General features: G+C 38.0%; 19 protein-coding genes. 16 read left to right on the top strand and 3 right to left on the bottom strand.

Annotated features, from left to right (window positions below; genetic code table 11):
• The first annotated feature begins 3 nt into the window (after positions 1-3).
• The 3 genes from KW850_RS18985 (at position 4) to KW850_RS18995 (ending at position 4100) form a co-directional block, all read left to right on the top strand.
• Complete coding sequence (locus tag KW850_RS18985) at positions 4-987, top strand: diacylglycerol/lipid kinase family protein (protein WP_218349341.1); 984 nt, start codon at positions 4-6, stop codon at positions 985-987.
• Positions 974-3109 (top strand): type I pullulanase, encoded by a 2136-nt coding sequence (gene pulA / locus KW850_RS18990; protein ID WP_218349342.1) that lies wholly within the window; start codon positions 974-976, stop codon positions 3107-3109. Before KW850_RS18985 ends, pulA begins: the two co-directional genes overlap by 14 nt.
• Positions 3110-3326: 217 nt before the next feature.
• The gene (locus KW850_RS18995; RefSeq protein ID WP_218349343.1) at positions 3327-4100 is read left to right on the top strand and encodes a phosphotransferase family protein; all 774 of its coding nucleotides are present in this window, start codon (positions 3327-3329) and stop codon (positions 4098-4100) included.
• 1 nt (position 4101) lies between these two features.
• Here KW850_RS18995 and KW850_RS19000 read toward each other — a convergent pair whose 3' ends face one another.
• A complete protein-coding gene (locus tag KW850_RS19000) occupies positions 4102-4380 on the bottom strand; it encodes a YtzH-like family protein (RefSeq protein WP_218349344.1) in 279 nt (92 codons plus the stop codon).
• A gap of 163 nt (positions 4381-4543) precedes the next feature.
• Here KW850_RS19000 and trmB point away from each other — a divergent pair, with 163 nt between their 5' ends.
• Complete coding sequence (gene trmB / locus KW850_RS19005) at positions 4544-5185, top strand: tRNA (guanosine(46)-N7)-methyltransferase TrmB (RefSeq protein ID WP_218349345.1); 642 nt, start codon at positions 4544-4546, stop codon at positions 5183-5185.
• A 97-nt stretch (positions 5186-5282) separates the two neighbouring features.
• Positions 5283-6125: a YtnP family quorum-quenching lactonase gene (locus tag KW850_RS19010; RefSeq protein ID WP_218349346.1), complete on the top strand. Its 843-nt coding sequence runs from the start codon at positions 5283-5285 to the stop codon at positions 6123-6125.
• 41 nt (positions 6126-6166) lie between these two features.
• Here the strand turns inward: KW850_RS19010 and KW850_RS19015 are convergent, their stop codons facing one another.
• A complete protein-coding gene (locus KW850_RS19015) occupies positions 6167-6496 on the bottom strand; it encodes a PepSY domain-containing protein (protein ID WP_218349347.1) in 330 nt (109 codons plus the stop codon).
• Between the two features lie 180 nt (positions 6497-6676).
• Here KW850_RS19015 and KW850_RS19020 point away from each other — a divergent pair, with 180 nt between their 5' ends.
• The 6 genes from KW850_RS19020 (at position 6677) to murC (ending at position 13818) form a co-directional block, all read left to right on the top strand.
• The gene (locus KW850_RS19020) at positions 6677-7750 is read left to right on the top strand and encodes a M42 family metallopeptidase (RefSeq protein ID WP_218349348.1); all 1074 of its coding nucleotides are present in this window, start codon (positions 6677-6679) and stop codon (positions 7748-7750) included.
• A 58-nt stretch (positions 7751-7808) separates the two neighbouring features.
• Entirely contained in the window at positions 7809-8318 is a 510-nt protein-coding gene (locus tag KW850_RS19025) for a DUF84 family protein (protein WP_218349349.1), read from the top strand.
• A gap of 125 nt (positions 8319-8443) precedes the next feature.
• Positions 8444-8758 carry a thioredoxin family protein gene (locus KW850_RS19030; RefSeq protein WP_218349350.1) on the top strand — a complete coding sequence of 105 codons (315 nt, stop codon included), beginning with the start codon at positions 8444-8446 and terminating at the stop codon, positions 8756-8758.
• 84 nt (positions 8759-8842) lie between these two features.
• A complete protein-coding gene (locus tag KW850_RS19035; RefSeq protein ID WP_256358329.1) occupies positions 8843-9637 on the top strand; it encodes a DUF1444 domain-containing protein in 795 nt (264 codons plus the stop codon).
• Between the two features lie 163 nt (positions 9638-9800).
• Positions 9801-12284: a DNA translocase FtsK gene (locus tag KW850_RS19040; protein WP_218349351.1), complete on the top strand. Its 2484-nt coding sequence runs from the start codon at positions 9801-9803 to the stop codon at positions 12282-12284.
• Between the two features lie 232 nt (positions 12285-12516).
• Positions 12517-13818, top strand: coding sequence for a UDP-N-acetylmuramate--L-alanine ligase (murC, locus tag KW850_RS19045; RefSeq protein ID WP_218349352.1), 1302 nt, complete (start codon positions 12517-12519; stop codon positions 13816-13818).
• A 170-nt stretch (positions 13819-13988) separates the two neighbouring features.
• Here the strand turns inward: murC and KW850_RS19050 are convergent, their stop codons facing one another.
• On the bottom strand, positions 13989-15104 hold the full coding sequence (locus KW850_RS19050; protein WP_218349353.1) for an aminopeptidase: 1116 nt from the start codon (positions 15102-15104) through the stop codon (positions 13989-13991).
• Positions 15105-15326: 222 nt separating this feature from the next.
• Between KW850_RS19050 and KW850_RS19055 the strand changes: the two genes are divergently transcribed.
• From KW850_RS19055 to ccpA, 5 genes are all read left to right on the top strand, one after another.
• On the top strand, positions 15327-15785 hold the full coding sequence (locus KW850_RS19055; protein WP_218349354.1) for a DUF948 domain-containing protein: 459 nt from the start codon (positions 15327-15329) through the stop codon (positions 15783-15785).
• Between the two features lie 23 nt (positions 15786-15808).
• Positions 15809-16303 carry a YtxH domain-containing protein gene (locus KW850_RS19060; RefSeq protein ID WP_218349355.1) on the top strand — a complete coding sequence of 165 codons (495 nt, stop codon included), beginning with the start codon at positions 15809-15811 and terminating at the stop codon, positions 16301-16303.
• A 178-nt stretch (positions 16304-16481) separates the two neighbouring features.
• Positions 16482-16814: a bacillithiol system redox-active protein YtxJ gene (gene ytxJ, locus KW850_RS19065; protein WP_218349356.1), complete on the top strand. Its 333-nt coding sequence runs from the start codon at positions 16482-16484 to the stop codon at positions 16812-16814.
• Between the two features lie 221 nt (positions 16815-17035).
• Positions 17036-18115, top strand: a complete 1080-nt coding sequence (locus KW850_RS19070) for a bifunctional 3-deoxy-7-phosphoheptulonate synthase/chorismate mutase (RefSeq protein WP_218349357.1) — start codon at positions 17036-17038, stop codon at positions 18113-18115.
• A 244-nt stretch (positions 18116-18359) separates the two neighbouring features.
• Positions 18360-19358: a catabolite control protein A gene (gene ccpA / locus KW850_RS19075; protein WP_218349358.1), complete on the top strand. Its 999-nt coding sequence runs from the start codon at positions 18360-18362 to the stop codon at positions 19356-19358.
• Positions 19359-19366: the final 8 nt, after the last annotated feature.

Below are 19366 nucleotides of genomic sequence, written 5' to 3' on the forward strand. Positions count from 1 at the left end.
TTTATGAAACAAATTTACTTTATTATTAATCCTAAGGCAGGCAACGGTCATTGCTTTAAGATATGGAAGAGAGTGGAACATCAACTAAGAGGGAACAATGTTTCGTACCTAGCATTCTTTACCGAATACCCCGGCCATGCAAAGGACCTCGCAAGCCAAATTGCATTAAAGAATCTAGAGCAAAAGATTATTATTGCTGTTGGTGGAGATGGAACAATGCATGAGGTGATGAATGGAGTAGTAGATGATCATCATATTACACTTGGATTTATCCCTGGGGGGTCTGGAAATGATTTTTCAAGAGGTTTTCAAATTCCTGTCGATCCTCTCGAAGCAATAGCAGTCATTCTTCGACTGGGGAAACAAAAGGGTTTGCCCATCGATGTTGGGAAAATTACATTGGCTGATTCCAATGAGCACTATTTTATAAACAACATGGGTGCAGGGTTTGATGCGATAATTTCTTATGAAGTTAATCAATCGCGGATGAAGGCATTATTAAATAAACTCGGGATGGGCAGGATGGTTTATGTTTATTTTATGTTAAAAAAATTATTTACTTATAAAACCTCAACAATTGATTTATCAATTGACGGGAAAAAGCATATATTTGAACAAACATGGTTTGTAACGGTTTCCAATCAACCGTATTATGGCGGTGGTATGAAAATTGCCCCCCGGGCTGAGCCGGATGATGGTCTTTTTGATATAACGGTGGTCCATCAATTAACAAGATGGAAACTGCTGCTTGTTTTTATTAGTGTATTTTGGGGGAAGCATATCCATTTTAAAGAAGTGAAAACATATACGGGCAGGAATGTTTCCATCCATTCACCTACCAAACTTTTTGTTCATGCTGATGGAGAGCATATCGGATTTATACCATTAAAAATAGACCTTCAAGCAAGGGCTCTGGAGGTATTAACGAGAAGAAAACATACGGAAGAAGTGGAGATGAAAGAGAGGGATTCGAATGATTGCTACTGACCGAAATTTCTTTGCCTATCTAGATGAGATGAAGATCATTACGATTCTTCTTCCTCTTTCTTATCATCACGGATTATCATCCTCCTTTTCGATTACGAATGATTTTCAAGAACATCCTTTGAAAATCATTGAGAAGAGACAAATCGATAATAAAATGAAATATATTTGTGAATTATCAAAGGATTATTCTTTTGAAAAACAATATATGATTATTGATGAACATGGCGGGAAAACAGACCTCCAAATTGGTGCCGTGATTCGAACGGACGCCTTTGATGAGAAATTCTATTATGTCGGTAATGACCTTGGAGTTACTTTTCAAGCAGATTTGACCTGGTTTAAGCTTTGGGCACCCACGGCCACTCAAGTTAAATTGAAGTTACGTCCATCTAATAGCAGTTTTTCAGAAATTGTAAAAATGAAGCGAGAAGATTGCGGCGTATGGTCCGTTGCTTTAAATCGGGATTTGGAGCTCTATCATTATAGTTTTCTTATCCTAGTGAATCAAGAATGGCGTGAGGCAGTGGATCCGTATGCAAAAGCCGTGACCGTCAATGGTGAACTTGGAGTCATTGTGAGACTTGAAAAAACACAAAGGCCACGCCCCAACTTACCTGCTATTGAAAATGCAGTTGATGCAATCATATATGAAACACATATTAGGGATTTTACGATTCATCCAAACAGTGGTGTAATGAATAAGGGACTGTATCTGGGTGCAGGCGAGCATCATACAAAAGGGTTGGATGGAGAACCTACAGGATTAGCTTATATAAAAGACCTGGGTGTTACACATATCGAATTCTTACCCTTCCATGATTTTGCAGGTATAGATGAATTACAAAGGAATCATGAATATAATTGGGGATATAATCCTCTCCATTTTAATGCTCCTGAAGGCAGCTATTCAACGAATCCTGCAGATCCATATTCAAGAATCCAAGAGCTTAAGCAGCTAATTGATCAAGTTCATAGTCTTGGCCTCCGAGTAATTATGGACGTGGTATATAATCATGTCTATGTTCGTGAGACTTCGTCATTTGAGAAGGTGGTTCCGGGGTATTATTTTCGTCATAACGAGATTGGACTCCCTTCGAATGGGACTGGTGTAGGAAATGATATTGCCTCGGAACGCAAGATGGTCAGAAAATTTATCGTCGATTCGATTCAATATTGGCTGGAGGAATATCATATTGATGGATTTCGCTTTGATTTAATGGGAATCTTGGATGTAGAAACCATGGAAGAAGTAAGGAAAGTTTGTAACAGACAATCAAAGCAAACGATTATTATCGGTGAAGGCTGGAGTCTTAACACACCGCTCCCTGTAGAGCAGAAAGCAACAATCGCAAATCAGGCAAAAATGCCGCAAATAGCTCAATTCAATGATAAATTTCGCGATTCTATAAAAGGTAATACCTTTAACTTGTTTGATAAAGGTTTTGCCTTAGGAAATGAACATTACAAGGAGGCAGCAAATGAAGTTATAACGGGTAGTATCGGCTTTACGAAACAGGGGTCGGGTGCTTTTAATGAACCCTTTCAGTCGGTGAATTATGTAGAATGTCATGATAATCATACGATGTGGGATAAACTTCTGGCATGTCTCCCCGATAATGATGATTCTTTACGAATGAAATATCATCGTCTTGCCACAGGGATTGTTTTGCTTTCCCAAGGAATCCCCTTTCTTCACAGTGGGCAAGAGTTTTTTCGGACAAAAAAAGGTGATGGAAATAGTTACCGTTCTTCTGATAAAATAAATCAACTTGACTGGGAAAGAAAGATTATATATAAAGATGACGTGAAATATATTAAAGGACTAATACAAGTTCGTAAGGAATTTTCTTGTTTCCGAATGAGAACTTCTGCTGAGATATGTGCACATACACGCCAATTACCATTAGCGTCACCACTATTGGGGTATTGGTTTATAAGGGATGATAATGAAATAATTTTTCTCATCAATCCCACCTTAAAAAAGCAAGCGATAACGGTACCAGAAGGGGATTGGGCTGTCTTAGTAGATCATGATCATGCGGGAATAACAGGCAAGTGGGTCTTACAGGGGAATGAAATATGTATCCAACCTGTTTCCATTAATGTTTTGCTGAAAAAATAGTTTCTGCAGATGTACTTGACGAAAAAAGGTAATCCGAGATAGAATTTAATAAGATGGCTATTGTGTGCAATGGTTTCAATAGCTTTTTTTTTATTTCTAAAAAATAAAAGCTGTTTATGAAACTGTGGTAATATAAGACCTTCCGGCAGCGCAGGTTATACCTCTTATATAAGGGGAATAAGCCCATTAGAACGGCATAAATTGAAGGTGAGCAATTTTGGATCATATACTAGGACAAGAGTGGGAAATTACCCCTGCTGGAGGCAAAACAGGTGAAGCCTTTTATGCAAAATATAAAGACCAAAGGCTTTTTTTGAAGCGGAATTCGTCTCCGTTCCTTGCTGTCCTATCAGCAGAAGGCATTGTCCCAAAACTTGTTTGGACAAAAAGGTTGGAAAGTGGAGACGTGATCACTGCACAGCAGTGGCTTCCTGGTAGAGAACTAAAGCCGTCGGAAATGAATCAAGAACTCGTGGCAAGACTGTTAAAGAAGATTCATTGCTCAGAGCCTATGCTGGGTATGTTAAGCCGGATCGAAAACTCTCCATTACATCCTGAACCCATATTGGAATCGGTGGTAAACGAGTTAGATGAGCAGGTACTTTCATTGCCTGAAACGCAAAAAGCCTTGAGCTTTTTAAAAAAGGAAGCATTAAACGTCTATTGTGATGAAAAAGTCGTTTGTCATGGTGATGTAAACCATAACAACTGGCTGCTTGCAGAAGACAACCAGTTGTACTTGATTGACTGGGACGGAGCAATGATTGCGGACCCCGCTATAGACCTAGGATTGCTCCTTTATTGGTACATTCCAAAAGAGAATTGGCAGGATTGGTTAAGCATGTACGGCGAAGAGCTGACCGATGACCTAAAGTTGCGAATGAAATGGTATGTAACCATTCAGACGCTTTCTTCAATTCAATGGTATAAAAATAAAAATCGCTTGGAAGAAATGAACAAATGGATAAAATTTCTAGATGAAATTCTCTAAATCAGGAAAATTGATCAATATCACTTACCCAACTTGATAAGTTTGCTTGGTTAGATAAAATATGTTGATCTAAATCATCTGTACCAACTCCATGTTGGCTGTATTGATATACTTCCTGCAAGATATTTTTAACATTTTGATCAACCTGTGTATTTACCATCAGGGATTTCACTAAGCGCTCTAATTGTTCGCATTCGGCAACGGACCCGCAGCAATCTGTTTGATGATTGTTTAATATATCTTTTAATAAAGTAACTTGGTCATCATGACTTAATGGCATGAATGTACACCCTCTCAAGTGTTATTTAAAAACAAGAATTCACACTGTTAGGTTGTGAATTCTTTTTTTGTTTATGCATTATCTTATTTCCATAAAGTTAAACTTGTAAGGAAAAATGGTGCATGATATGTAATGAACAATATTATTATTAGGAGTGTCAAAAATGAGAGTTAGACATAAACCTTGGGCAAAGGAAAAAATAGAGCAACATCCGCAATATATCGTCCCTAATCCTGAACAATATAAAGGAAAATGGCATGAAGTATTTGAAAAGGATCAACCAATTCATATTGAGGTGGGCACAGGAAAAGGACAATTTATAACCGAAATGGCAAAAGCAAATCCAACGATAAATTATATTGGCATTGAACTATACGATAGTGTCATTATTACTGCTTTGGAACGGTTAATCGATGCAAATTTACCAAACCTCAAACTTCTTAATGTAAACGCAGTGGATTTACCTAAATACTTTGCCAAAAATGATGTCAATCAGGTCTATTTGAACTTTTCCGATCCATGGCCAAAATTTCGTCATAGAAAAAGAAGATTAACTTATAAGGATTTCTTAAAGACTTATGAGGATATTATGGTTGATGGTGGAGAAATCCATTTTAAAACGGACAATCAAGGCTTATTTGAACATTCTTTAATAAGCTTTTCGGAGTATGGATTATTATTAAAGTATATCAGTCTAGATCTCCATAAAAGTGATTATGAAGGTAACATCATGACGGAGTATGAAGAGAAATTTTCTGAAAAGGGAAGTCGCATTTATCGTTGTGAAGTAAAATATCAAAACTAACTTAGTGGACAGTTCATTTAATGAGCTGTTCTTTTTTATTTTTCCTCCTAATCAGACAATGTTAAAATATAGAAAACACACAAAGGGGGAAGAATCGTTGGAAACAGTTAAAATTGGCGATGTCAAACTGACGTGGTTATCTGGAGGAGTAACAAATTTAGATGGCGGTGCCATGTTTGGGGTTGTTCCGAAAGGATTATGGTCGAAAAAATACCCTCACAATGATAAAAATCAAATCGAACTACCAACAGATCCGATCTTAATTCAAATGGATGGGAAAAATTTCTTAGTAGAAACTGGTATTGGTAAAGGAAAATTATCAGAAAAGCAATTAAGAAATTATGGTGTAACAAGAGAATCAGAGTTGGATGAATCATTAAGGAAGCTTGGTTTAAAAGCAAAAGACATCGACTATATCTTGATGACTCATTTGCATTTTGACCATGCCGGCGGCCTGACAAACCTGGAGAACGGACAATACATTTCTGCCTTTCCTAATGCTCGAATTATTACTTCACAAGTCGAATGGGACGAAATGCGTAATCCGAATATTCGGTCGAAAAATACATATTGGAAAGAAAACTGGGAAGCGATTGAGACCCAGGTAGTGCCTTTTGAAGAAAAATGGAACTTTGGGGCGTTAACGATGATCCATACTGGAGGTCATAGTGACGGACATTCGATCTTGATTGTCGAGGACGCTGGCGAAATGTTAATTCATATGGCTGACCTGATGGCAACTCACGCACATCAACCCGTTTTGTGGGTGATGGCCTATGATGATTATCCAATGACCTCGATTACCGCTAAAGAAAAATGGCTGCCATATGGATTAAATAATAACGCGTGGTTCAGTTTTTATCATGATGCTTTTTACCGGGCAGTGAAATGGGATGCTGACGGAAAGCAAATAGTTGAAAGTATTAAAAGGGAAAAATAAGCTTTAAAATAGCCGTAACCTTTTAGGTTCGGCTATTTTCATTATGAAACAAGATCGCTGGACAATGTCCGCACGTCCAAAAGAGTGCCTGTATGGGCATCGGCGATGAATTCAAATTGCTCTGTTGTACCATTATTATTTTTAGAAATACCGCCTTTATAGACACTGTAATTAATTTGCTGCTTTTCATACGGTTCTGCTTCCATATGTATCCATGAACCGTTGATGGGTCCATTCTTAGTAAATTGTTTTTTTACCTGTTCTAATACCTTTTCAGGTGAAACATTGGTTTTACTATTAATAATTTCTTTTGCAGCATATCCTCCAATCAAACCGACCGCTGCACCGAGAAGAAACGATTTCCAATTCATAACAGGACCTCCAAAAGATAAATTTGGAAAAGATAGGATTCTCTTCTCAGTATATCGTATTTACCGATAGGAACATACTATTACAAATATTAAAATTCAATTGATGGAAAGAGAAACCAAAGTTCTGTAAAATTGAAATATGTACATAAACAAACAGAGAAACCTAAAGGAGCCTCAAAAATGAACGATCAAACCTTAAAGCTTTTTCAAACATTAACAGAACTTCCCGGTGCTTCTGGTAATGAACATTTGGTAAGAAAATTTATGCGGGAGCAATTATCTCAATACTCAGATGAAATTATTCAAGATAATCTGGGCAGCATTTTCGGGGTAAAAAGAGGAGCAGACAACGGGCCGACGGTCATGGTAGCAGGTCATATGGATGAAGTAGGCTTCATGGTGACTGCCATAACCGATAATGGGATGCTTCGTTTCCAGCCGCTTGGGGGATGGTGGAGTCAAGTTATTCTTGCCCAGCGTGTTCAAGTGATGACAAATAATGGTCCTGTTATTGGTGTCGTTGGGTCGATACCACCACATCTATTAGACGATGCAAAGCGTAATAAACCTATGGAAATTAAAAATATGCTGATTGATATCGGTGCAGATGACCGTGAGGATGCAAAACGCTTAGGGATAAAGCCAGGTCAGGCCATCCTGCCAATTTGTCCATTTACACCAATGGCCAACCCGAAAAAAATATTAGCAAAAGCATGGGATAACCGCTATGGTTGTGGTTTAGCTATTGAGTTACTTCAGGAATTAAAAGATGAAACATTGCCAAATACTTTGTACTCAGGGGCCACAGTTCAAGAAGAAGTGGGGTTACGTGGTGCACAAACTGCTGCTAATATGATTAACCCTGACATCTTTTTTGCTCTAGATGCAAGCCCAGCTAACGATATGTCGGGCGATAAAAATGAGTTTGGCCAATTAGGGAAAGGGGCATTACTCCGCATCCTAGACCGCACAATGGTTACTCATCGCGGAATGAGAGAGTTTGTACTGGATACGGCAGAAACACATAACATTCCATATCAATATTTTGTTTCACAGGGTGGAACGGATGCAGGTAGAATTCATCAATCTAATGAAGGCATTCCAAGTGCCGTTATCGGTATTTGTTCACGCTATATTCATACCCATGCCTCTATCGTTCACGTTGATGATTATGCTGCTGCTAAAGAACTAATTGTTAAACTAGTTAGGGCTTGTGACAAAACAACGGTAGATACGATTAAAGCTAACAGTTGATATTTTCAGGGGGCATTTTTATGCTCCCTTTACCATTTCAAAAGGAGTACATTGCATCATGAAAATTATCATTGGATCGAAAAACCCAGCTAAAATTTCTGCAGTGAAAAATTGCTTTTCTGATCAGCATGAGTTTGTCGACTTAGATATCCCATCTGGTGTTAATGAACAGCCGTTTTCAGATGATGAAACCATTAAAGGTGCAATTAATCGGGCAGTGGGTGCATTAAAACAGGAAAATGGCGATATTGGGATTGGTCTTGAGGGCGGTGTTCAGGAAACGAGCTTTGGATTGCTTATCTGTAACTGGGGAGCACTTGCAACAAACGAGAGAGAACCGTTTATTGCAGGAGGAGCTAGAATCCTTCTCCCTGAGGAGGTTGCAGCCAGACTGAGAGCTGGAGAAGAGTTGGGGCCAGTAATGGATGATTACGCCAAAATGAAGAATGTAAGCAAGCATGAAGGGGCCGTTGGGATTTTTACCAATGGGTCCATCAATCGGGTTGATATGTTTACCCATCTTATGAAGCTCTTAGTGGGGCAATATACCTATTATTCCAGCCGCTAAAAAAATAGTGTAAGGGTATCCTAACTAAAAACGTTTGTGCAAAAGATTGGACTGTACCTATGTGGGACTGTTATGATTTGAAAAGAAGTATTAAAAACGCAAAGATTCAAACGGAGGCGTTGAACTTGAAGAATTTAGAGTCAGTAGAACAATTTGAACAACTGCGCAATCATGGAAAAACCATCTTTATGTTTTCAGCAGGCTGGTGTCCAGATTGTCGCGTTATTGAGCCGGTTTTACCTGAAATCGAATCCAAATTTAATGAGTATACCTTTATTCATGTAGACCGAGATCAGTTTATTGAGATATGTCAGCAATTGGATGTTTTTGGAATCCCAAGCTTTGTTGCATTTGAAAATGGAAACGAATTAGGGCGATTCGTAAGTAAAGACCGAAAAACACAAGAAGAAATAGAAAATTTTATTTCAGGTTTAAAATAAAAGGAAGTAACTCTCCATCACTTTGAGATGGGGGGTTTTTCATGTAAAATAGACTGGGCAGCTCCTAAGATGGAGGGATTCAAAATGAATATGAATAGTAGAAAAATGAAAGCAGAATTAGAAAGACGATTGGCTGGTGAAGATCGGGTAATCTCATATGATCGCGAAAAAGATCAACTGCGATTTGAAAGCAAACTCTCAGGCAAGGGGATAACTGTTGCTCTACCAGGAATTATTGCCAAATGGCATGTCGAAAAAGAAAAAGCTATCGATGAAGTCGTTTATTATATCGAAGAGGGGCTGCGTGCGATGGAGGACGCAGTTCAGTTAACCGATCATGAGAAAAAAATCTTCCCCGTTATTCGCTCCTCTTCTTTCCCAACGGAAGCAGAAGAGAGCGTGCCATTTTTAATAGACGAGCACACTGCGGAAACAAAAATTTATTATGCGTATGATCAAGGGAATACCTATCGGTTAATCGACTCACGTATCATGGCAAAAGAAGGCTGGGAAGCATCGCGGATTAGAGAAATTGCTTTATTTAATGTAAGATCACTTTCCACCCCGCTAAAAGAGGATCAGGTCGCCGGCAATAGCTTTTACTTTCTGAACACCAATGATGGATACGATGCAAGCAGGATCTTAAACAAAGTTTTCTTAAATGAAGTTGAGAAGCAGATTACGGGAACGATGGTGCTTGCAGTTCCACATCAGGATGTGTTAATTATTGCTGATATTCGAAACGATCGAGGTTATGATGTGATAGCACAAATGGCTATGAGCTTTTTTGCAAACGGTCATGTCCCCATAACAGCTTTATCTTTTTTATATGAAAATGGTGAATTAGAGCCTATTTTTATTTTAGGAAAAAATAAATAATCAATATAGAAAAAGGATCACGATTGTACAGTGATCTTTTTTCATTAATCCCTTTTCTGATTGCATGTATTTTGACTCATTTAAAAGAATAGTGTCGAAAAAATATGAAAAACTGATAAAATAGAGTGATAGACGAAAGTAGTTAGTAGAAAGAGTGATAGTTTTGAGCTGGTTCCAACACCTTTTTCAAAAATTAAGAAAAGATGATGAAGAGGATGAATTTGAAGGGTACATTTTACATAAGCAACAAGAAGGAATGCCCTTTCTAAATAAATATGAAAGTCTAAAGGACTTAGAGACGAAGATTTCTTATCAATACCCAAAAGGCAGTAATCATCCTTTTCATCCACCAAAACCTAAAGAAACCCAAAATAAAAAAGAAGAAACATTGCGCCAAAAAAGAATAACAAGGCACCCCGAACCTGAAACAAGAAAAATGAGGCCAATACCGGAAGTCCAAACGGTAAAACAGGATGTGCCAAAAATTAATAAAGAACCATTAGTTAAGAAAAGCGGTCCTTTCCAACCGACGGAGATTCCTTCACCTGTTTTTGGGTTTAATCGCCCGAAGAAGAATACGAATAAAATCGTGGAGCATGAATTAAGTCATTTTATAGAAGATGATAGTGAAAATCTGATTGACAATCTGATTGCAGCAGAAAAGATGACGACTGAATTAAAGATTACAGGACGAACTGAGATGGACATCGAAGTTTACAAGACAGAATCAGCATTTGAAAAAAGTAATTCTGAAGAAGTTACGGATGTCCTCGAAGAAATAAACGCTTCTGAACAACATGACATCGAAGTTGCGATGGTAATGCCAGCGTCGACAGAAAAGCTGTTAGATTTGGTAGAAGTAGAAGACGTGCATGAAAATGAAGTTCAGGATGTAGATGCAATCGAAGTAAGAATGGCAGAAGATTCACTTGATGAGGTAAAGGAATTAATTGCAGTTGCAGATGATTTAATCTATACAGAAGAGGTCTTGCCAGAACCAGAGGCTTTACCAGAACCGCCTGTACCAAAGCGTTCCCACTTACCATTTAATGTGATGATGTTGAAACAAGATAAACAAAAATGGGAAGAGCGTAAGAGGAGAAGAGCATTGGAATCCCAGGTTATGCCGCCAACAGAAAATGTGCAGCCAGAAAAGGCAAACCATGTGCTCGACCTCTTTAAAGGAATGGAAGAGAACAGCCAAGATCATACAGATGATGGTCAGTATGTACTTCCAGGATCTAGTTTGCTTAGTCCTCCTGTTACAGTGGTGAATGATACTAAATGGCTATTAGAACAAGAGGAGATTTTAAACGAAACATTACAAAACTTTAATGTCGGTGCAAGTGTCGTCAATGTGACACAAGGTCCATCAGTTACCCGGTTTGAGGTTCAGCCAGAGCCCGGTGTTAAGGTCAACAAAATTACCAACTTAAGTGATGATATTAAGTTAAGTCTTGCAGCAAGAGACATTCGGATTGAAGCTCCTATCCCAGGTAAACATACGATTGGGATTGAAGTTCCGAACCAAACGTCCCGTCCAGTATTCATAAACGAAATAATTCAAAGCAGTACCTTCAAAGAATCGACCTCTCCATTAACAGCAGTGCTCGGTCTTGATATTGCTGGAAAACCGATTGTGACCGATTTGAAGAAAATGCCGCATGGTTTGATTGCTGGGGCGACAGGGTCAGGAAAAAGTGTTTGCATTAACACCATTCTAGTTAGCTTACTATTTAAAGCCAGCCCCGAAGATTTAAAGCTTTTATTGATAGATCCAAAAATGGTCGAACTCGCACCGTATAATCGGATTCCGCATCTAGTTAGTCCAGTCATTACGGATGTGAAGGCGGCAACTGCTGCCTTAAAATGGGCTGTTGATGAAATGGAAAGACGATACGAATTATTTGCCCATACGGGTGTTCGTGACATTAACCGTTTCAATGAACAGGCAATGAAACATAAGCAGTATGCCGATAAACTTCCTTTTATTGTGATTATTATTGATGAGTTAGCAGATTTAATGATGATGTCACCAGCGGATGTGGAAGAAGCCATTTGTAGAATTGCCCAAAAAGCAAGAGCGTGTGGAATCCATTTAATTGTTGCCACCCAAAGGCCATCGGTTGATGTAATAACCGGCTTAATAAAGGCAAATATTCCTACTAGAATTGCTTTCTCTGTTTCATCTCAGGTAGATTCGCGCACCATCATTGATATCAGCGGGGCAGAAAAGCTACTGGGACGCGGTGATATGTTATTCTTAGAAAATGGATCCTCTAAACCTGTCCGTTTACAAGGAACGTTTGTCTCGGATGAAGAGATTGATCTTGTTGTTGCTCATGTGAGAGAACAGCGTGAACCAGATTACTTGTTTGAGCAAGAAGAATTATTAAAAAAAGCACAAGTAACTGAAAATGAAGATGAACTTTTTTATGATGCTTGCGAATTTATTATTGAACAAGGTGGTGCGTCTACTTCCAGTCTTCAAAGGCGCTTTAAAATTGGCTATAATCGAGCTGCAAGATTGATGGATATGCTTGAGAACAATGGCTATATTACAAGTGCAAATGGAAGCAAAGCACGTGAAGTATTAATTACTGAAGCTGATTTAGAGTCTATTCAAGAGGCTAGTGCAAATAATTAATCTATAGTATTCTTTCATAACATGGACAAATAATATATAGTGTACTGATTAAGCAGAATTTAAAGAATTTGTTTACAAATAGTTTTTCAGGCTAATTAATGATATAATTATTAAATATGTTTTTTAGAGGTTATTGAATTTTAGTGTACAATAGCACTCTGTTTTTCTTGTTAGCAAATACAGACAGATGTCATATACTGTTTTACAGATAGACGTTGTTGGAGGTTCATCTATGACTATTTACCATTTTGTCGGTATAAAGGGGTCTGGAATGAGTGCACTCGCACAAGTTCTACATGATATGAAATTTCAGGTGCAGGGCTCCGATGTCGAAAAGCGCTTTTTTACACAACTGGCCCTTGAGCAATCAGGGATTACCATTCTTCCTTTCCAAAAGGAGAATATCAAGCCAGGGATGACGATCATAGCAGGGAATGCCTTTCCTGATACACATGAGGAAATTCAAGAGGCAATGAAACTTGGGCTCCCTATTGTGCGTTACCATCGTTTTTTAGGTGACTTTATGCAAAACTTTGCTAGTGTGGCAGTTACTGGTGCGCACGGGAAGACGTCAACAACAGGCTTACTTGCCCATGTGATCGAAGGGGCTAAGCCAACATCATTTTTAATTGGTGATGGGACAGGTAAGGGTAGAGAAGGCTCAGAATACTTTGTATTTGAAGCTTGTGAATACAGAAGGCATTTTTTATCTTACTTTCCTGACTATGCGATTATGACGAATATTGATTTTGATCATCCTGATTATTTTGCAAATATTGATGATGTCTTTTCAGCATTTCAAGAAATGGCTATACAAGTGAAAAAAGGAATTTTTGCATATGGCGATGATGAACAGTTACAAAAAATCCAAGCAAAAGTTCCTGTCTTGTTTTATGGTTTTGGCGATGAAAATGACTATCAAGCAAAAAATCTTGTGAAAACAACTAGTGGAACGACTTTTGATGTATTCATTCGGAATACATTTTATGACACATTCTCCATTCCAACTTTTGGCGATCACAGTGTATTAAACGCACTTGCCGTTATTGGATTATGTCATTATGAGGAAATTAACGTAGAGGTAGTCAAGAACCAATTAACTACCTTTCAAGGTGTGAAGAGAAGATTTTCGGAAAAAAGAATTGGGTCACAAATATTAATCGATGATTATGCCCATCATCCAACTGAAATAAAAGCAACGATTGATGCAGCTAAGCAAAAATATCCGGATCGTAAAATTGTGACCGTATTCCAACCACATACCTTTTCACGGACTCAAGCGTTCCTTGAAGACTTTGCTAAAAGTTTACGAGCAGCTGATAAAGCCTATTTATGTGAGATTTTTGGCTCTGCTCGTGAAAATCATGGAAAACTAACAATCAAAGACCTTCAGGGACGAATTGACGGGTCTGAAGTAATTACGGAAGACAAAACCTCCGTATTAAATGAATTTGAAAATAGCGTTATTATTTTTATGGGAGCCGGAGATATTCAAAAGTTCCAGGAATCCTATGAAAAACAATTAGCGAAATAAAAATGAAAGGATGCCATCAGATAGTTGGCATCCTTTCTTATTTTGGTAATAGATAGTGGTGATTTTTGCAAAAATCACTCGCTTTCTGCTGGCTCACGTTCCCGCAGGAGTGTCGCGATTTTTGCAAAAATCAATTCTTTATAACTCCACTTTCACCTTTAACAGAGCCTTTATTTTAGACTCTCTGGGTTTAATACTTCTAATTCAGGAAGGACAAACAGGCCGTCTTTGCGGATTAATATATCATCAAAATAGATTTCCCCGCCGCCGTACTCTGGCCGCTGGATATTCACCATATCCCAGTGGATGTTGGAATGGTTGCCATTAAAGGCATCATCATAACACTGGCCTGGTGTAAAGTGGAAGCTGCCAGCAATTTTTTCATCAAATAAGATGTCTTGCATTGGATAAAGGATAAATGGATTAACCCCTATTGCAAATTCGCCAATATAACGGGCACCTTCATCTGTATCAAAAATTTTATTGATCCGACTAGAATCATTAGACTCCGCTTCAACAATTTTCCCATCCCGGAAGGTCAGCTTCACATTTTCAAATGTAAATCCTTGATATGGTGAAGGAGTGTTATAGGTAACAACTCCATTGACTGAATCGCGAACAGGAGCCGTATAAACTTCTCCATCAGGAATATTTAATCGTCCAGCACACTTAATAGCAGGGATATCCTTAATTGAAAAGCTAAGGTCCGTTCCTGGACCTGTGATTCGGACTTTGTCTGTTCGGTCCATTAACGCTTTCAGGCTGTCCATGGCTTTATCCATTTTTCCGTAATCGAGATTACAAACATCAAAATAAAAGTTTTCAAAGGCTTCTGTACTCATTTTAGCTAATTGAGCCATTGAAGATGTTGGGTACCGAAGGACAACCCATTTGGTCTTTGGCACACGAATGTCACGATGCACTTTTTTTCCAATGGTATTACCATGGATTTTCATTTTATCATCCGGCACATCTGATTGTTCGCTAATGTTATCACCCGAACGTAGACCTATGTATGCGTCCATCTTAGCCATCACATTTGCTTCGAATTCTGCCATCATATTATATTGCTCTTCTTGTGCTCCTAATAAGAGCGAACGGTCCACTTGATGGTCCTTTAACAGCACAAAAGGGTATCCCCCAGCTATATAGGCTTCCTTCACAAGGGCAGTCACAAGTTCACGCTGAAGCCCGAAGTTTTCAATTAAAACCTTTTCACCCTTTTGAAGTTGGACCGAATAATTAATTAAGTTTTTTGCTAGTTTTTCAATACGAGGATCTTTCATTTTTTATGCCTCCAACAAAAATTATCTAGGTACATTCTTATTGTAACCGAATCAAGCCATAAAGTTGAAAAATTAATCTTTCGTCCTGTAATAGATTAATTTTTTTATTAGAGACAGCAGGAAAAGAGGACAAATATATGGAAGTAGTATAAGATAATATCGAGGTTTATATCTAAACTTGATGGGTAATACATATTGATAGGATTAAGGCGGAGGTGCACAATGCAAATAATTTTATACTTAAGCGTAGCCTTGATAGCAATCGCATTTTTTGTGCTTGTCATATTTTTATCGACAACACTCAAATCATTTCAAGTTACACTTACAAGCGTTTCGAAAACATTGGCTGGACTGGAAAAACAGTTGGATGGTGTTACAGCCGAAACCACCATACTTTTACAAAAAACAAACGCATTAGCAGATGATCTTAAACAGAAATCTGAAAGTTTAACTAGTGTTGTTGAAGCAGTAAAAGATGTGGGCACAACAGTTACTAAATTCAATGGAACCCTACAAAACATTACAAAATCAGTAGATAAACAAGTAGAAGAAAGCAAAGAAAAGATTTCGCAAATTGTTCAATGGAGTAATGTCATTTTAGAATTAAAGGATAAGTGGCAGGCGAGAAAGCAAGCAAAAAACGAGGTTAACTTAGAAGGCAAGAAGATTAGATCTCATTAGAAAAAATAGAGGAGGAAATGAAGATGTCAAATAGGGATTTTGATTCAAGAGATACGAATCAAACTAGAAATGAGAAGTCATCCAATAACTTTCTGCTTGGAGCTTTTATTGGAGGAGTAGTTGGTGCTGCTGCTGCACTCTTTTTAGCCCCAAAGTCGGGAAAAGATCTTCGCCATAAGGTTAGTAACCAAGCTGGTTCCATCATCGACAAGACCTCAACTATGAGAGAAAATGTTATGAGCAAAAGCAATGAATTAGTCTCTAAAGGTTCCTCCTTATCCCAAGGAATTGTCCTCCAATCTACAGGTCTATTGAATAAGGTTAAAGGAAAAATAACAAACGAGGGCGTTGTGGAGGACAAAGGAGAATCAACCTATATTCCCATTCAACTCCCGAAAGAAAAGAGTAAATCGAAGAATACCATCGAAATTGGAAACCGAGATAGCTCTGAAATAAGAAGAAAGCTTGAAGAAGCTAAAAGAGCGTTAGAAGAGGAAGAAAATAGGGTTAAACTTTAGGCTGTGTTAAAGATTATTGTTGATTATAGCAATGTTGATTGGAGCGCAAATCAACATACAAGTATAACAATGCCAAACATTAAAAAGTCGTCGAAGAATAAAACAGTTTATTTGTTATAGAAACGGTGGAGTGATAAAATTACTTCACCGTTTATTTCATTTTTGGAGGTATGTACACATGTTAGCGAAAATTGATTCCATTGAAGAATTCGATGAAGTATTAAAAAAGGAGAGTAAGTTTTTTCTTTTAAAGCATAGCCTAACCTGTCCGATTAGCCATGCTGCCTATACGGAATTTGAGAAGTTTGCAACTGAAAATCAGTCTGTTTCCACTTATTTCTTAGCCGTTCAGGATTCTCGTCCATTGTCTAATGAAGTCGCAGAGAAATTCCAAATAAAACATGAATCACCGCAAACCATCCTGTTTTCAAACGGAGAGGCCTTATGGAATGCCTCACACTGGAAAATAACAAACCGTTCTTTGCAGGGAGCATTGGGTGAAAATCAATAAATCAACCTCAACCTTTTAAGTTTTTGGACAAAGTGTTTTCGTTCTCATATTTAACCGAATGCTTTAGCGCTTAAAAGCGTTTAATCATTAAAGAAATAGTTAGTGACAATTAAATGCATTTCAGATATAATAAGTTCTAATTATAAAATGTTGAAATATTAAAAATCTTTGGACTGTACATTAAAAGATCTGTATTGCAAGAGAAAGGATGGGGACGAAGGATGAGCAAAAAAAATGAATTAGAGCAATTGAGGGCACGGGTAGATGAGCTCAACTTGGAATTGTTAAGGTTAATTAATGAAAGAGCGCAGCTCGTTCAAGATATTGGGCGCGTTAAAGAAAACCAAGGGGTGTACCGTTACGACCCAGTTCGGGAAAGAAAAATGCTTGATATTATAAAAGAGCATAATGATGGACCTTTTGAAAATGCAACGATTGACCATATTTTTAAAGAGATTTTTAAAGCGGGTCTTGATCTGCAGCAGGATGATCATAGTAAAGCATTACTTGTCTCTAGAAAAAAACAGCCTGAAGATACTATTGTCACATTAAAAGGTGAAAACATTGGTGATGGCAAACCACACTTCGTATTTGGTCCATGTGCAGTTGAATCATATGAACAAGTGGCAACTGTAGCGAAATCAATGCAAGAAAAAGGATTAAAACTTCTTCGTGGCGGTGCCTATAAACCAAGAACATCCCCTTACGATTTCCAAGGTTTGGGCGTTGAAGGTTTAAAAATCCTCAAACGTGTCGCTACGGAATTTGATATGGCTGTGATCAGTGAAATCGTTAATCCTGCAGATATTGAAATGGCGCTAGATTATATCGATGTCATTCAAATTGGAGCACGTAATATGCAGAACTTTGAACTATTAAAAGCAGCAGGTTCTGTTAATAAACCGGTGTTATTAAAAAGAGGGATTGCAGCAACAATTGAAGAATTTATCAATGCTGCCGAGTACATTATGTCCCAAGGAAATGGCCAAATCATCCTTTGTGAGCGCGGCATCAGAACGTATGAACGCGCAACAAGAAACACACTTGATATTTCAGCTGTTCCAATCCTAAAGCAAGAAACCCATTTACCTGTCTTTGTTGACGTAACGCATTCCACAGGTAGAAGAGACTTATTATTACCGTGTGCGAAAGCTGCCATTGCCATTGGTGCAGATGGTGTGATGGCAGAGGTTCACCCAGATCCAGCTGTGGCACTTTCTGATCAAAAGCAGCAAATGGATCTTAATCAGTTTGATAAATTCTATAACGAACTGCTTGCTTCCAACTACGTTCGACTATAATTACAAGTAAATGGATATAAAAAACCTTCTGCTATCTAGTGTAGAAGGTTTTTTTGATATTATTTAGTAATTTTACGAAAAATGTTGACAAATGCAATTGCGGCTTTCATCTTCTTATCGTATCATTAAATACATATTAAAGATTGTTTACGTTCTCACAAACAAAAACAAAAACTAATGATTAAGTTTATACAACATGTTGTAAAATAATGAAAACAACGTTCGTTTTAGGAGAGTGTGTTAATTGAATATTACAATTTATGATGTCGCAAGAGAAGCAAACGTTTCAATGGCTACTGTTTCCCGTGTGGTAAACGGAAATCCAAATGTTAAGCCAGTGACCAGAAAAAAAGTGTTAGAAGTTATTGAAAGACTAGGCTACCGTCCGAATGCTGTGGCTCGAGGATTGGCTAGTAAAAAAACAACAACAGTTGGAGTAATAATTCCTGATATCTCAAATATCTTTTTTGCCGAATTAGCTCGTGGAATTGAAGATATTGCAACGATGTATAAGTACAACATCATTTTAAGCAACTCCGATCAAAACAAGGACAAAGAATTACATTTGCTTAATACTATGCTTGGCAAACAAGTGGACGGCTTAGTATTCATGGGTGGCAATATTACAGAAGAGCATGTCGAGGAATTTGAAAAATCTCCTGTACCGATCGTGCTTGCGGGTTCAATTGAAGAATCTAACAAGATACCGTCTGTAAATATTGATTATGAAGAAGCAGTTTATGATTCCATTAAGGAATTTATTGAAAAAGGTCATAAGAATATTGCTTTTGTCGTGGGTCCACTCCATGAACCTAAAAATACACTCAAGAAACTGAGAGGATATCAGAGGGCATTACAAGAATCCGGAATTGCCTATAATGAGGAACTTGTGGTTGAAGGCGATTATACCTACGACTCTGGGATTGAAGCAATTGAAAGACTCCTGGAAGTCTCTGATAGACCTACAGCGATTTTAGTTGGATCTGATGAAATGGCTCTTGGTGTTGTACATGGAGCAGAGGACAAAGGCTATAAGATCCCTGAGGATTTTGAAGTAATCACATCAGATAATACGAGGCTGTCACTAATGGTGCGCCCGCAGTTAACTACGATTGTCCAGCCTTTATATGATATTGGTGCGGTTGCGATGAGACTCTTAACCAAATTAATGAACAAAGAAAAGGTGTCAGAACAAATTGTGGTTCTTCCACACCGAATTGAACACCGTAAATCTACAAAATAATTGGAAGA

This window comes from Bacillus sp. sid0103 (genome assembly GCF_019219025.1).